General features: G+C 34.1%; 12 protein-coding genes. 7 read left to right on the top strand and 5 right to left on the bottom strand.

Features of this window, described 5'->3' with window-relative positions; genetic code table 11:
- Positions 1 to 15 precede the first annotated feature (15 nt).
- Both holA and LBP67_09855 read right to left on the bottom strand, forming a co-directional pair.
- On the bottom strand, positions 16 to 1014 hold the full coding sequence (gene holA, locus LBP67_09860; GenBank protein MDR2085283.1) for a DNA polymerase III subunit delta: 999 nt from the start codon (positions 1012 to 1014) through the stop codon (positions 16 to 18).
- Between the two features lie 6 nt (positions 1015 to 1020).
- On the bottom strand, positions 1021 to 1821 hold the full coding sequence (locus LBP67_09855; GenBank protein MDR2085282.1) for an AMP nucleosidase: 801 nt from the start codon (positions 1819 to 1821) through the stop codon (positions 1021 to 1023).
- Positions 1822 to 2102: 281 nt separating this feature from the next.
- Here LBP67_09855 and LBP67_09850 point away from each other — a divergent pair, with 281 nt between their 5' ends.
- The 7 genes from LBP67_09850 to LBP67_09820 all read left to right on the top strand — a co-directional run bounded on the left by LBP67_09850 (position 2103) and on the right by LBP67_09820 (position 9599).
- Positions 2103 to 2711: a TetR/AcrR family transcriptional regulator gene (locus tag LBP67_09850; protein ID MDR2085281.1), complete on the top strand. Its 609-nt coding sequence runs from the start codon at positions 2103 to 2105 to the stop codon at positions 2709 to 2711.
- A gap of 10 nt (positions 2712 to 2721) precedes the next feature.
- Positions 2722 to 3666: a ketoacyl-ACP synthase III gene (locus LBP67_09845; GenBank protein ID MDR2085280.1), complete on the top strand. Its 945-nt coding sequence runs from the start codon at positions 2722 to 2724 to the stop codon at positions 3664 to 3666.
- Positions 3667 to 3976: 310 nt separating this feature from the next.
- Positions 3977 to 5071 carry an ATP-dependent 6-phosphofructokinase gene (locus tag LBP67_09840; protein MDR2085279.1) on the top strand — a complete coding sequence of 365 codons (1095 nt, stop codon included), beginning with the start codon at positions 3977 to 3979 and terminating at the stop codon, positions 5069 to 5071.
- A gap of 175 nt (positions 5072 to 5246) precedes the next feature.
- Positions 5247 to 6812 (top strand): peptide MFS transporter, encoded by a 1566-nt coding sequence (locus LBP67_09835; protein MDR2085278.1) that lies wholly within the window; start codon positions 5247 to 5249, stop codon positions 6810 to 6812.
- 69 nt (positions 6813 to 6881) lie between these two features.
- Positions 6882 to 7820: a TIGR01212 family radical SAM protein gene (locus LBP67_09830; protein ID MDR2085277.1), complete on the top strand. Its 939-nt coding sequence runs from the start codon at positions 6882 to 6884 to the stop codon at positions 7818 to 7820.
- Complete coding sequence (locus tag LBP67_09825) at positions 7817 to 8521, top strand: YjjG family noncanonical pyrimidine nucleotidase (GenBank protein MDR2085276.1); 705 nt, start codon at positions 7817 to 7819, stop codon at positions 8519 to 8521. Before LBP67_09830 ends, LBP67_09825 begins: the two co-directional genes overlap by 4 nt.
- A gap of 82 nt (positions 8522 to 8603) precedes the next feature.
- Entirely contained in the window at positions 8604 to 9599 is a 996-nt protein-coding gene (locus LBP67_09820; GenBank protein MDR2085275.1) for a polyprenyl synthetase family protein, read from the top strand.
- A gap of 184 nt (positions 9600 to 9783) precedes the next feature.
- Here LBP67_09820 and LBP67_09815 read toward each other — a convergent pair whose 3' ends face one another.
- The 3 genes from LBP67_09815 to LBP67_09805 are packed head-to-tail and all read right to left on the bottom strand — an operon-like array spanning position 9784 to position 13448.
- A complete protein-coding gene (locus LBP67_09815; GenBank protein MDR2085274.1) occupies positions 9784 to 11703 on the bottom strand; it encodes an ATP-binding cassette domain-containing protein in 1920 nt (639 codons plus the stop codon).
- Positions 11704 to 12999 carry an adenylosuccinate synthase gene (locus tag LBP67_09810; GenBank protein MDR2085273.1) on the bottom strand — a complete coding sequence of 432 codons (1296 nt, stop codon included), beginning with the start codon at positions 12997 to 12999 and terminating at the stop codon, positions 11704 to 11706.
- Positions 13000 to 13004: 5 nt separating this feature from the next.
- Positions 13005 to 13448, bottom strand: coding sequence for a transcriptional repressor (locus LBP67_09805; protein MDR2085272.1), 444 nt, complete (start codon positions 13446 to 13448; stop codon positions 13005 to 13007).
- Positions 13449 to 13606 lie beyond the last annotated feature (158 nt).

Raw genomic sequence — 13606 nt, 5'->3', positions numbered from 1 at the left:
ATAAATTATATATAATTAATGTAATATTTTATAAATCATTTCTTTCATAAGTTCGCCCGGAGTACTGTTAACATTATCTACTCCTTTTGATTTCAAATCATATTCTTGCAATATTAAAAATATTGACGAAATTTTTTTTGGAGGATAAACAGATGCTGCTAAAGCGTAATCCTTTACAAAAAACGGATTTACGCCCAAAACCGAAGCCATATTTTGTTTGCTTTTATCATTGACGAAATGGTACTTCATAAGTTTTGTAAAAAACTGATAAAGATTTACAACCAATCCGGGCAACGACATAGCTTTTTCATTTTCCGCAAAATACATAACAATCTGATAAGCTTTATTGATGTTTCTACCACCAACTGCATTCTGCAATTCAAATATATTATACTCTTTACTAACTCCTACATGTTTTTCAACATGATCTTCGTTAATAGTTGACGATTTAGGAATTACGATTGAAAGTTTTTCTAATTCATTGACAATTTTTTGAAGGTCGGAGCCAATATGTTGGGCAATCATTACGGCAGCTTTCGGGGATATTTTATAACCCATCTTTGCACATTGCTGCTCAATCCAAGACGGAACCTCATTATCATAAATCTTCGGAGCCTCAAAAAGAACGGCCTTATTCTTAAGTGTCTTGTAAAAGGAAGTTCTACCGTCAAGTTTTTTGTATTTATAACATAAAACCAGTATTGTTGACGACAAAGGATTACTAACATAACTTTCCAAAGCTTCAATTTTCGAAATATCCTGGGCTTCTTTTACAATAAGAACCTGATAAGTAGCCATCATCGGGTATTGCTTCGCTTGAGCCGCTACATCCTTTGCCGTAACATCCTTGCCGTATAATATAGAAAGATTAAAATCACGTTCATCTTCCGACAAAACATCGTTTTCAAATATTGATGTTAAGGAATCTATATAATAAGTTTGTTCTCCGGTCAGAAAATACACCGGATTATAAATTCTATTTTTAAGATTAAATAATAATTCTTCGTATTTCATAAATTATTAATGGAAGGAATTATCCGGTTCGTTATCTTCGAAGCGAAGATGCTTTACAATTATACCATGACTAATTAGCTGCCGCAATGCATCCGTACCTATATCCACATGTTGTTCGACAAAAGTTTCGGTAACATGTTTATCGCTTTCTTCAGTTTTAACACCTTCGGAAATCATCGGTTTATCTGAAACTAAAAGTAACGCTCCCGTAGGTATAGAATTTTTAAATCCGACCGAAAAAAGAGTTGCGGTTTCCATATCAACTGCAATAACTTTTATTTTCAGCAGATATTCTTTAAACTCCTCATCATGCTCCCAAACACGACGGTTAGTAGTATAAACAGTGCCAGTCCAATAATCCCTACCTGCATCAATTATTGCGGATGAAATAGCTTTTTGTAAATTGAAAGCCGGCAAACTGGGAACTTCGGGAGGAAAATAATCATCGGAAGTACCTTCGCCGCGGATTGCAGCAATAGGTAAAATTAAATCGCCGAGTTTATTCTTAATTTTTGTTCCGCCTGTTTTTCCAAGGAATAATACTGCTTTGGGAATTTTTGCCGAAAGTAAATCCATAATCGTAGCGGCGTTAGGACTACCCATACCGAAATTTATAATAGTTATATTATCGGCGGTTGCATTAGGCATAGCTTTATCTAATCCGACAATAGGAACATTATTCTTTTGAGCGAATATTTCAACATATTTCTGAAAATTCGTCAACAAGATATATTCTCCAATATCTTCAAGCTTGCAACCTGTATATCGAGGAAGCCAATTTTTTACTATTTCTTCTCGTGTTTTCATTATATATGAAATGCAAATATAGTAATTTTTATTTTGTAACGCATGTAAAATAAATAAGAATTGCACATATTAGACAATTATTTATTTATCTGACTTTTAATATCTTGACACAACATCGGAATAAATTCAATTTTGAAATATTAAATTATTTACACTATAATTATAAAAGTTAAGAATACATACATCAAAAAGTATAAGAAAACTCCATTTTTTTTCATACTTTATTAAAAAAAATGTACTTTTGCACGTTTTTTAATAAAATGTGCAAAAACAATGAGAGTATGAAATCAACAAAACAAGACCTGATTGACGCCGCAAGAAATTTATTCAGCATTCACGGCTATACCAACACTACTATGAATGACATAGCAAATGAATCTAAAAAAGGCAGACGAACATTGTACACTTATTTTAAAAATAAAAAAGAAATAATCAATGCCATAATTGATGAAGAGTTAAGTTATGTGGTTTCCTCACTGGAATCTATCGCGGCAATGAATATTGACCCATTAGAAAAATTAACCAAATTTGTTGTAACGCGAATGGAATCCGTTCGTGAAATAGTTATAAGAAACGGATCTTTACACGCAGAATTTTTTAAAAACACGGTTAATGTAGAATTATTCAGAAGGAAATTTGAAAAGAAAGAAATTAACTTATTGGAAAGAATCTTTTCCGAAGGCGTTGAGAAAAAGGTTTTTAATATATCTTCCGATTCTTACCAAGCTGCCGTATTGACACATTTTATAATGCAAGGTTTAGATGTTCCGTATATCAGAGGAATATTAGATGAATCTAATCTTGAAAAGAAGGAAGCATTAAAAAAGAAAATGTTTCTTATAATCAAGGGTTTAATTAATGATGATTTATATAATGAAAATAAAATTTAACAGATAATTTATGTATATTAATGCTACGGGTTATTATATACCTACAAAAAGAATTTATAATGATTATTTTTTAAATGTTAATGGCTTAACCAACGAATGGATACTTCAGCGTACCGGAATTGAAACCCGCTCAAAAGTCGATGAAGGTGAAGATGGAGTTACAATGGGAATCAAAGCCGTCGAGAATGCTTTAAAAACAATTCCTTACAATATAGAAGATATAGATTTAATTATCAGCGCCGGTTACACACCCATTGATACCGTAGGCTCGCTTGCCCATAAAGTTCAGAGAGAGTTCAAAATAAAAAATGCAAAAGCTTTAATGATCTCATCGGCATGTTCTTCTTTAGTAAATGCTTTGGAAATAGTTGAAACTTATTTTTTATCTAATAAAGCATCCAAAGCATTGATAATATGTTCCGAACATAATACATACTATAGTAACGAAGAAGATCCGCAAAGCGGTCATTTATGGGGAGATGCTGCTGTTGCACTTTTACTTTCTAAGTCAAGATATAAAGACGGCGAACCGGAGGTTTTAAACATAACAACGCAAGGATTAGGACATATAGGCAAAGGTCCTGATGGGGTTTATCTGCAACCGAAAGATAAAGGGATAGTTATGCAAGACGGGAGAGATGTTTTTCTCAATGCTACTAAATATATGATTAACTCTTTAAATAAAGTTATTGAGGGACAGGGAATAACTATTAACGATTTATCATACATAATAGCACATCAGGCAAATAAGCGAATAATAAACAGCATGCTGCATTTATTGGAAATTCCGGAAGAAAGAAGTTTGATAAATATCGACAAATACGGGAATACCGGTTCAGCAAGTGCATTTCTTGTAATGCTGGAAAATATAGATAAATTTAAGTCCGGCGATTACATAGGAATAACAGTTTTCGGAGGCGGATACTCAGCCGGAGCCGTGTTGTTAAGGTTTTGAAATTAGAACTCAAAGTTCGAATTCCCGTTCCATCTCAAACAAATCAAGAAATTGCATGATAAATGCGATGATTTTTAGTGATTGATTTTTGGTTCTAACTCGAAATACTATAATTGTTATTTCACTTTTTTTATACAATAATTATCACTCCTAAACCTTAATTCACAATTAAAAGAACTATCTTTGCACCGTAAAAACAGTTTCATCAAATCATTACGCAAACGTGTTATCATAGTAAATAAAACGGGCCTCATGATTAAATATGATCCTATTAATTAATCAACTATCAATAAATTAAACTTATTTTCACATGAAAAGAGTAATGATTGTTACAGGTGGCGGCGATTGTCCCGGTTTGAACGCGGTAATAAGAGCAGTTGTTAACCGTGCTTCTCAAGAAAAGGATTGGGAAGTGGTAGGCTCTATAGAAGCCTTTAACGGAATTTTACGTGAACCTACAGAAATAGTAGTTTTAGATGAAAATGCAGTTAGAGGAATTCATTATCAAGGCGGAACTATTCTTCAAACAACAAACAAGGGAGGTCCTTTCAGTTGGCCGGTAAAAGAGAAAGACGGCACATGGACTACTGTTGACCGTTCCGACGAAATGATTCGTAAAATAGGTTATCTCGGAATTGATGCTGTGATTAATGTAGGTGGCGACGGCTCACAAAGGATATCCCAGGCTCTCTTTGAAAAAGGTTTGAACATTGTCGGAGTTCCAAAAACTATAGATAATGATTTATCGGCAACGGATTCTACATTCGGATTTCAAACTGCTGTAGAAATTGCTACAGATGCAGTTGATAAATTAGTAACAACGGCTGCCAGCCACAATCGTGTACAAATTCTTGAAGTAATGGGCAGAGATGCCGGATGGATAGCATTAAACTCTGCTGTTGCAGGCGGCGCCGAAGTATGTTTATTACCCGAATTTCCATATAACATCAATAAAGTAATGGATAAAATAGGTTCGCGCTTCAACAGAGGTCGCGGATTTATAAATATTGTCATTGCAGAAGGAGCAAGAAACATCAATGGTAATTATGTAGCAAGGGAAAGCAATGAACCGGGTTACAACAACAGAATTCTCGGCGGTGTCGGGTTTCAACTTGAAAATGAATTAAAAGAGGCCGGATGCGAACACAGTATCAGAACAACTGTATTGGGACATCTGCAACGTGGTGGTGTTCCGGTTGCATATGACAGGGTTTTGGCTTCGCAATTCGGAGTTAAAGCTTTTGAATTAGTTATGGAAAGAAAATTCGGCACGATGGTTTCTTACAGACATCCGAGAATTACTTATGTTACATTAAAGGAAGCAATTCAAAAACCCAACCTTGTTACATGGGATACTGCTTTAATGAAAACAGCTCTCGGACTTGGAATCTGCCTTGGGGTTTAAACCATTTCGCTTTTCGGTATATATCAATACTTTAACAAAATAAAATATACACATACTAACATTTTGTTAAAAAAATTCCGTTTGAAAAGTTAAAAAAATTATATAATCTTAACTTTTTAATTATCTTCGCATGCAATTAATTTTGAATCAAATTTATTAATTAAAATTTATATTTATGTTTAAAAATCACCCTAAAGGTTTACTAGGAGCTGCCCTTTCTAACATGGGCGAGCGTTTTGGTTTCTACATCATGATGGCGATCCTTACATTGTTTATCTCGGCTAAGTTTGGTCTTAACGAAAAAACCACCGGATATATTTATTCTGCATTTTATGCATCAATTTATATCTTAGCTTTGGCCGGCGGTTTAATCGCAGACAAAACAAAAAATTACAAAGGAACCATTATGGTCGGTTTAATTCTAATGGCTGTCGGTTATCTAATTATAGCATTTCCAACACCGACCCCAGTACCTAATATGGCATTATATTTACTTTTAACCTGTTTCGGGCTTTTAGTAATTGCTTTCGGAAACGGATTGTTCAAAGGTAACTTACAAGCTCTTGTAGGACAAATGTATGATAATCCAAAATATTCCGACAAAAGAGATGCCGGGTTTCAAATTTTCTACATGTTTATCAACATAGGCGGATTCTTTGCTCCTTTCATTGCTATTGGTGTCAGAAACTGGTGGTTAAAAGTTAATAATTTCGACTATAACGGATCTCTTCCGGAGCTATGTCATCAATACCTCAACGAAGGAAGTGCAATGAACAGCAGTTCTATGGCCCGTTTATCAGAATATGCTAATGATGCCGTTTTAAGCGGCGGACCCGTTACCGACTTTACAGCTTTCTGTAATCAATATCTTGACGTATTCAGCAGAGGTTTTCAATATGCATTCATGGCAGCAATCGTGGCAATGGGTATCTCATTCATAATTTATATTGTCAACAAGAAAAAATTCCCTGATCCTGCAACAAAACTTGCTGCTTCTAAAGATGCAAATGCACCAAAATTATCAAAAGAAGAAATTAAAATGAGTGCACAAGAAATTAAACAACGTATTTATGCTTTATTTGCTGTATTCGGCGTTGTTATTTTCTTCTGGCTTTCATTCCACCAAAATGGTTATTCCTTAACATATTTCGCAAGAGATTATGTAAACTTGGATGCAATAAATATAAATTTAGGATTTACAAGTATCAAGGGAGCTGAGATTTTCCAATCAGTGAATCCGTTCTTTGTAGTACTACTCACACCTGTAATCATGTGGTTGTTCGGAACCTTAAAGAAAAAAGGCAAAGAACCTTCAACACCAATGAAAATTGCTATCGGTATGGGTATTGCAGCTGTTGCGTATTTATTTATCATGTTAGTTTCCCTTGCTTTACCGGCAAAAGACGCTTTAGCAGGAATGACATCAGCCGAATTACAAGCAATGAAAGTAACTCCTTGGGTTATGGTCGGTTTGTATTTCATACTTACAGTTGCAGAGTTATTTATTTCGCCGCTCGGATTATCATTCGTATCAAAAGTTGCTCCTCCGCACCTTCAAGGTTTAATGCAAGGTTGCTGGTTAGCTGCAACTGCAGTAGGTAATGCTTTATTATTCATTGGCGGCATTCTATACACAAGTGTACCTTTGTGGGCTTGCTGGCTTGTATTTGTAGTAGCTTGCGGACTCTCAATGATTGTAATGCTTAGTATGGTAAAATGGCTCGAAAGAGTAGCAAGATAATTCTTTTTTATTTCATAATGTGTTAGTTTTTGTGGGCTGCTTCTTTAGGGAGCAGCCTTTTTTTAATTTATGTTGAAGAGATATAACTCATACCCCGATTATTTCAAATCCGTTTTTGGAGAAAGAGTTCAAAAACTTTCTATAAACGCCGGATTTACTTGTCCGAACCGCGACGGAACCTGCGGTATCGGCGGATGTACTTTTTGTAATGCCCTTGCATTCAATCCGTCATACTGCGATACAAAAAAAACTGTTACGGAACAAATGACGGAAGGACAAATTTTTCACCTCACAAGGTATCGCAGGGCAACTAAGTATCTCGCATATTTTCAAACATTTTCAAACACACATGCGAATATTGACGCTCTTGAAAAACTTTTCAAAGAAGCCCTTGATTTTCCAAATACTATCGGAATTGTAATTGGTACACGTCCTGATTGTATTGATAAAGAAAAACTCGACCTTATAGAATCTATTGCTAAGAAATATTATGTAAAGTTGGAGTTCGGAATTGAATCAACTTATGATTCGACTTTGGAAAGGATTAACCGCGGACATAACTTTAAAACTACTGTTGATGCTATAAATGCAACTTCGGAACGAGAAAACATACATATAGGCGGGCATCTTATTTTCGGCTTACCGGAAGAAAGTATGGAAATGATTTTAAATCAGGCTTCAATCATTTCCGAACTTCCGATAGAAACAATCAAATTTCATCAATTACAAATAATGAAAGAAACATTGATGGCTGTTGATTATTTAAAGAATCCGGATAATTATTATTTTTACGAATTGGATGAATATTTAGATTTGATTGTAAAATTTATTGAGCATCTAAATCCGGAAACAGTTATAGAACGTATTGCCAGTGAAGTTCCTCCGAGATTTTTACTTCTCCCGCCCAAATGGGATATCCGTTACGATGAAGTATTACGCCGTTTTGAAAATAAATTAGTAACTTACAACACTTATCAAGGCAGATTATATAATTCAAACAAAAAATGAAATATACTACTTTATTTTTCGATTTAGACAACACTCTCTGGGATTTCGATAAAAATTATTTTACGGCTTTATCCGACATTTATAAATTATATAAATTAGACCAATATTGTAATCTTGAAGAATTTTTATCGGTTTATCAGATCCACAATCATAAAGCCTGGGATTTATACAAAAAAAATTTAATCTCCTCCGAGGAAGTTAAAATCAATAGATTTATAAATACATTTGAAGAGCTCGGAATTATTATAAATGAAAATGATATTAAATCAATCGGCAATGATTATTTAGATATTCTGTCACAGAAAACAAACATTTTCCCGAATGTAAAAGAAAGTTTAGATCAACTTAGAAAGTATTTTAAACTTCATATTATATCTAACGGGTTCATCGACGTACAAATCAACAAACTCAAAAACTGCGGATTAATTCATTACTTCGATCAAATCATAACATCCGAAGCAGTCGGTTACAAAAAACCGGATGCCCGCATTTTTGAATACGCTTTAAAAATAACTAATACTCCTAAACATGAGGCGATATATATCGGTGATGAATTCGAAACAGATATTATCGGCACGAATAACGCTGATATAGACAGCGTTTGGTTCAATCCGAAAAATTCAGAATCTACCGACGAGAGAGTTAAAGCAACATTTGAAGTGAAGAGTTTTAATGAACTATTGGAAATATTTACTTTTTAAGTCCATCAAATAATTATCCTCACCAAACCCCAAAATTCTCCATTAAAAAAAGCTATCTTTGCACATCAAAACCAATATCAAAATGTTAAGCCATAATCAAATTTTCGACATCTTTAATAAGGAACTTGATAAATTGTACGACAAGTCATCCGATGTTGCAATACAACTGCAATCATCAAATCTATACGAACCTGTGAAATATGCTTTGCAGCAAGGCGGGAAAAGAATTAGACCGATAATGCTTTTGCTTTCCTGCGAAGCCTGCGGCGGAAATATTATTGACGCGATTTATCCGGCAATCGGATTGGAAATATTTCATAATTTCACACTTGTTCACGACGATATAATGGATAATGCGTCGGTGAGAAGAGGCAAACCCACTGTTTGCAATAAATGGAATAATAATATTGCTATTCTATCCGGCGATACTTTATTTGCTCTCGCTATTAAATTTGTTACAATGACTCGCGATGAGCTTATAAAACCTATTTTGGAACAATTTTGCAAAACTTCTATTGAAGTCTGTGAAGGACAACAGTTTGATATGGATTTTGAAACAATGCCGAATATATCAATTTATGAATATATTGAAATGATAAGATTAAAAACCGCAGTAATGTTTGCTTCCGCTTTGAAAATCGGTGCAATGATTGCCGGAAAACCTTTGAAAACACAAGAAGCTCTATATAAATACGGTGAATTTGTCGGTTTGGCGTTTCAAATTATGGATGACTATCTCGACGTTTACGGCGACAGCAATGTGTTTGGGAAAAAAACCGGAGGAGATATTATCTGTTGTAAAAAATCATATTTATATCTTAAGGCTATGGAGGTTGCTGATGATGAAATGAAGCTTCATCTTCGCACAATCTATGAAGATACAAATATAGATCCTGCAAAGAAGGTTAAAACTGTTGTTGATATATTCAATATCCTTAATGTTAAAGAAATTGCTATCGAAGCAATCAGTTGCAATAAAAAACGCGCCCAGGAATGTTTAGACTCCGCAGAATTAGATACGCAAAGTAAAAAAGTAATTGAGGATTACTGCAATGAACTGTTTGTAAGGGAAAGCTAAAAGTTTATATTCGAAATTTGAACTTAATGAATGTTATGTTATTTCGTTAAAAGTTTATTTAGAATTAAGAATATAATTTAAGGATAAAAATTCTATGAATTTACAAATTGTAATTTCATGACTAAAATAAGCTTATTCCAAAAACATCAAAATATATTCTTCTTAAATATATATCATTCGAAACTTATTGATTATTTATTTTCATGTAAATTTCTTCCCATAAAGAAATTACCTCATCAAGTTCCTTTTTTATATCTCCGTATTTCTTAAAGACAGACTCATCGGAAGTACCATTATTCATTTCAATTTCAAGAAGTTTTAACTCTTCTTCTAATTTCACCATTTTTTCTTCATAAACAGCGATCTGTCTTTCTACTTTCTTCTTTTGACGCTCAATTTCCTTGCGTTCCTCATAAGATATTTTGTTTCCGGAAATCTTATTGCCTTTTTTGCTTGCGGATGAAGTTGATCTTCGTAATGATAAATCATCCAAAGAAGTTATTTTGTTTCTTTGAAGATATTCTTCAATACCGCCTGTATATTGTTTAATAGTATGATTGTGAAAATCAAAAACCTTATCTGTTAATCCCGATAAAAAATCCCTATCGTGAGAAACTATAATCATTGTACCGCCGTAATGCAACAAAGCATGTTTAAGAATATCCTTAGAAAGCATATCAAGATGGTTCGTCGGCTCATCCATAATCAAAAGATTGAAAGGATTCAGCAACATACAGGCAATTGCCAACCTTGTCTTTTCTCCACCTGAAAGTACCGAAACCTTTTTATCAATATCTTCACCCTTAAATAAAAATCCGCCCAATATTGATCTAATCTGCTTCCTAACATCTCCTACGGCAATATCATCCATTGTTTGATAAACCGTTTTACTCGGATCCAAGAGCTCAGCTTGATTTTGTGCAAAATAACCGATGTTTACATTATGACCGATAGTCATGTTTCCTTCGAAAGTTTCATTACCGGTAATTATTTTCGCCAAGGTAGATTTTCCTTCACCGTTCTTGCCTATAAATGCTACCGATTCTCCTTTTAAAATTGCAAATTCGAGATCCCTAAAAACAGTCAAATCTCCGTAAGACTTAGAAAGTGAATTTGCTTCAACAACCACTCTTCCGCTTGGCGGAGCCTTCGGAAATGAAAAAGTTATAGAAGTAGTATCTTTATACTCAATCTCAACATTATCAATCTTATCAAGAAGTTTAATTTTAGATTGCACTTGTTTTGCTTTGGAAGATTTATATCTAAACCTTTCGATAAAGTTTTTGATATGCTCAATTTCTCTAGCCTGATTTGATATTGCGGCCATCTGGCTTTCAATCATTTCATCACGCCATTCGGAAAATTTAGAATATGATCCGTTGAAATCAAAAACTTTTTGGGAAGTTACTTCGATTGTTCGCGTACTTGTATTATCAAGAAAAAGTCTATCGTGCGAAACGGTTAGTACAATTCCGCTATATTGCATCAAATAACTTTCAAGCCATCTAATACTTTCAATATCAAGATGATTTGTAGGCTCATCAAGAAGAAGAATTTCCGGCTCCGATATAAGAATCTTTGCAAGCTCAACCCTCATTTTCCAGCCGCCGCTGAATTCATTGATATTGCGATTAAAATCGGTTCGAAAAAAGCCTAATCCGAGCAAAGTTCTTTCAACCAATTCATCATATCGGGCAGCATCAAGCATTTCCAATCGGTGTGAAATTTCCTCCAACCGATTTATATAATTAAAGTATTTTTCGGAATTATAATCGTAAATTTCAGTAATTCTAATATTTATATCATCGAATTCTTTATTCAAATTAATAATTTCCGGAATGGCAAGCTTTGCTTCATTAATCAAAGTATCGTTTTTAAGAGTTTGCATACTTTGTTGTAGAAAGCCGATTTTGTAATCTGAAGGATACGAAATACTACCTTCTTCCGGACTTAGAAAACCGGCTATAATATTGAGTAGCGTTGTTTTACCACAACCGTTTTTACCTACTACTCCTACTCTTTCGCCCTTATGAAAATGCAAAGAAATGCCGGAAAAAAGATCTTCTCCGGTATAATGATGCGATAAGTTATTTATTGCCAACATTTAGCACACAATGGTTTCTTCGCGTCCAGGACCGGTTGAGATTAAGTAAAGATTAGTACCGAGATAATCATTCAAAAATTTAACATAATTCTTAAATTCTTCAGGAAGTTTGTCAAATCCTTTAGAATAATCGAGTTTTGTCATCCATCCTTTAAAATCTTTATAATTCGGTTTTAAAAATTTACTATCAACATCGAATGGGAAATATGTATGTTCCGTATTATTAATATCATAAGAAGTGCACATAAAAACTGTTGAGAAATCGTTCATAACATCAGGCTTTGTGATAACTATGTCTGTAACTCCGTTAATCATAACCGAATATTTCAATTGTACGAGATCTATCCAGCCGCATCTTCTCGGCCTTCCGGTTGTAGAGCCAAATTCGTGACCGTTCACACGAAGCGCATCACCAACTTCATCGAACAATTCCGTAGGAAACGGCCCCGCACCAACTCTTGTGCAATAAGCTTTTGTAATACCGAAAACTCTTCCGACTTTCTGAGGAGAAATTCCCAAGCCGGTACAAACTCCTGCGGAAATTGTATTTGACGAAGTTACAAAAGGATAAGTTCCAAAATCAACATCAAGCATTGCACCTTGCGCACCTTCGGCAAGAATTTTCTTCCCTTCATTCAACAATTCATTAACAAAATGTTCGCATTCAATCAGGTGAAAATTTTTCAATTCTTTGGCAGCTTCGAACCATTGACTTTCATAATCGGTGAAACTAATATTATCCAACATAAAATCATCGGTATGAAATTTATAATTTGATGCGATATTTAAATGATGGAATTTCAATTTATTATATTTATCCATAAAATCATCGGAGAGAATATCGCCCACTCGGAGACCAAGCCTTCCGATTTTATCGGTGTATGTAGGTCCAATTCCTTTCAGCGTACTACCAATTTTTTGCTCTCCTTTGTTTTTTTCATAAACAGCATCAAGCAAACGGTGCGAAGGCAGAATAAGATGCGCTTTCTTTGCAACAAGCAGTCGTTCCTCAACATTGACATTCATTTCTTTGAGTTTATCGCACTCGCGTTTAAAGATAAGCGGATCAATAACAACGCCGTTACCGATGATATTCAGTTTATTTTCATGGAAAATTCCCGAAGGAATCAGATGAAGGACATAAGTTTTTCCATCAATCTTAAGAGTATGACCTGCGTTTGCACCGCCTTGAAAACGAGCAATAACATCATATTTCGGAGCTAGGAAATCTACGATTTTTCCCTTTCCTTCATCACCCCACTGAAGTCCTAATAAAACATCTACTTTGTTTGTCATAAAAATTATTTATTATGTGCGTAAAAAATTAATTGGCAGGAATCTATAACAACTCCGTGTTTCATTTCCAATTCACGTTTGATTCTATCAATTCGTTTATCTTGAAATTCAATAACTTTTTTTGTTTCGGTATTAATTAAATGATGGTGACCTTCTTCTCCTTCTTTAACAAATTCATATTCAAAAGAATCACCTGAAAATTGATGTTTATGAACAATTCCGCAATCCAATAAAATATCCAAAGTATTGTACAAAGTGGCCCTGCTCACCCTGAATTTACTATCGCGCATATAAGAATACAAAGTATCAACATCAAAATGCTCGTCAGTTTTTGCAACGATTTTGAGAATTTTGATACGTTCTTGCGTTACACGCATTTTGTTATCTTCAAGATACTTGAGAAACTTGTTTTGTATGGTTTCAAACTTATCCGGAGTTTTTCGCTTCATCAATTATTTTTAATTCAAAATACTGTTGCAAAGATAATTTATTTAATTGAGAATTGAGAATATTTATATTAAGAAAAGGTTAGCACTTTTTCCATGATAAAACATTGTTACATGGATTAGAGCAAGTATTAACATTCTCAGAGTTAAAGGATGTACGA

Source organism: Bacteroidales bacterium (assembly GCA_031276035.1).
Classification (GTDB): domain Bacteria; phylum Bacteroidota; class Bacteroidia; order Bacteroidales; family BM520; genus RGIG7150.
Note: the sequence above shows the minus strand (reverse complement) of the source record. Positions and strands in the feature narration are given on the sequence as shown.